General features: G+C 47.7%; 2 protein-coding genes. One reads left to right on the forward strand and one right to left on the reverse strand.

The features are described 5' to 3' along the window. Positions 1 to 83: 83 nt before the first annotated feature. Positions 84 to 1,331, forward strand: a complete 1,248-nt coding sequence (locus DW49_RS0100865; protein ID WP_005621645.1) for a reverse transcriptase domain-containing protein — start codon at positions 84 to 86, stop codon at positions 1,329 to 1,331. A gap of 69 nt (positions 1,332 to 1,400) precedes the next feature. Here the strand turns inward: DW49_RS0100865 and DW49_RS0100870 are convergent, their stop codons facing one another. Then, positions 1,401 to 2,036, reverse strand: a complete 636-nt coding sequence (locus DW49_RS0100870; RefSeq protein ID WP_024421063.1) for an SLATT domain-containing protein — start codon at positions 2,034 to 2,036, stop codon at positions 1,401 to 1,403. Positions 2,037 to 2,064 lie beyond the last annotated feature (28 nt).

Below are 2,064 nucleotides of genomic sequence, written 5' to 3' on the forward strand. Positions count from 1 at the left end.
CTGGGTCTCCCGAAGGTAGTTAGTCCCTGTAGCAGTTGGGTGAGAGAGAACTGGTGATGCCCAACAACACAAGGATCGTCTGAATGAGCAGACTGTATAAGGATATCTGTAGTCAACGAACCCTTTACGGCGCGTGGAGGAAGGTGCGCAGTAGCGCGCTCTTTTCGTCCTCCGACGAAATAAAACGAGACGCTGAAGAGTTCGAGAGTCGGCTGCCTGACTCTTTGGTTGAAATTCAGCGGTCCCTATCAAAGCAGACATTCACTTTTCTCCAACAAACCGGAGTTGCTCAAAAGAAGCCGGGAGGAAAAGCTCGCCCTTTGGTGCTAGCACCTATCCCCAATCGTGTGGTTCAACGTGCCTTGCTCGACGTTCTACAGCGTCGTGTGCGGTTTGTTAGAAAAGTGCTCGACACTCCAACGAGCTATGGGGGAATACCTACGAAACGCGTTGCAATGGCCATCTCTGACGCGAGGGATGCTATGCGGAATGGTGCTCGCTTCCATATTCGTTCGGACATTCCGGCCTTCTTTACTAAAATAAATAAAGACCGGGTCCAGGACCTATTACGTTCCCACATCAACTGCGACGCAACGCTCAAGCTTCTAGACCTGGCGATCACGACCGACCTCGCTAACATCGACGACTTGAGACGGCAGGGGCTCAACGAGATATTTCCGATAGGAATCGAAGGTGTAGCGCAGGGCTCACCCTTGTCGCCATTGTTAGCCAATATCTATCTAGCCGATTTCGACGTGGCCATGAACGCTGATGGCATTACCTGCCTTCGTTACATCGATGACTTCCTGCTTCTTGGAGAAAGTCTTAGCGATGTGGACCGGGCTTTCAACAGGGCTTTAAAGACGCTAGGCAAAATAGGCTTGAGCGCCTACGACCCGCGTGTAGACAAAGTAAAAGCGTCTCGGGGATCCACAGACAAAGGCTTCGACTTTCTAGGCTGCAATGTATCTCCAGGGCTAGTTCAACCAAGCGAAGCAACTCGTAAGCGCTTCAAAGTAAAGCTGGGCGCCGAATTTGACACAGCCGCTCGTGCCCTTCGATACAACGCAGAGCATGATGACGGTTACGGTAAGTACTCGTATTCATCAGCCCTCTACCGAATCGACAAAATCATCTTGGGATGGGGAAAGGCGTTTACGTTCTGCAATGGCTCTCAGTCCATGAAGGCCCTAGACGATTTCGTATCGCAACGACTTATTTCTCTTGAAGCAACAAAAACAACAGTGCTAGCGAAGGCAGACGGCGAGGCGCAAAGGAGAGTGTTAGGGGTTCGGCTATTAAGTAGCACCCGGATAACAACTGACGAATAACTTATCGGTAGTAAATCATCGCGAAACACGGACTTATCAAAAAGCACTTTTAAAAAAATCGAGCAAACATTAAAAAAATTTAATACCACTAAACACCGGAATCAAGGCCACAACTGAAACAAACCAAAATAGCAAGTAGTACCAAATACTGGAAAAAAACCACAGCATTTTAATACAAGCGGCATGAAAAAAACTGATATTCTCGCTCGCAAACTCACTAGCCAATCTTTTCGCAGCCAGGAACCGATGATCATCAAGCGGATCATGGTTAACATCGCACCGACTTTGGATGACATCATATTCAATAGAAAATGCGCTACATTTATCCCAAGAGCTAGCGATGGCGTCAATTTTGAAAAGCTCTTGCTTTATTCTTCTTTGCAATGAGTTCAAGTCTTCAGCATTTTTGTAGAGCGCATCCGCACTTGAACCGTTCCTCGCCCCCCACTCCATTAGCGAGATCGCTAATAGAAAAATGCCTGACAGGATAGAGAGAGTCGTCAAATAATCATCTAATCCAGAAACATTTGAAATAGCTGGTGCATACATTTTTTGGACAACCGCGAGACAGATGCTCATGACTGAGAAAAAGGTCAAGCTTATCGTAGAGAAAAGCTCCTTGCGCTTTAGGCGTCGAGCCGCATTGTAGCGCGCGCCAGCAGTCCGCCAGATTACAGTGCGCAATTCAGTCAGGTAATTCTTCATCTTTCGCTCCTAGGGAAACTCTGAAAAA

Source organism: Pseudomonas avellanae BPIC 631 (assembly GCF_000444135.1).
Taxonomy (GTDB): domain Bacteria; phylum Pseudomonadota; class Gammaproteobacteria; order Pseudomonadales; family Pseudomonadaceae; genus Aquipseudomonas; species Aquipseudomonas avellanae.

Coding starts and splice junctions, on each gene's coding strand:
- DW49_RS0100865 (WP_005621645.1), top strand. CDS start 84: ATGAGCAGACTGTATAAGGATATCTGTAGTCAACGAACCCTTTACGGC.
- DW49_RS0100870 (WP_024421063.1), bottom strand. CDS start 2,036: ATGAAGAATTACCTGACTGAATTGCGCACTGTAATCTGGCGGACTGCT.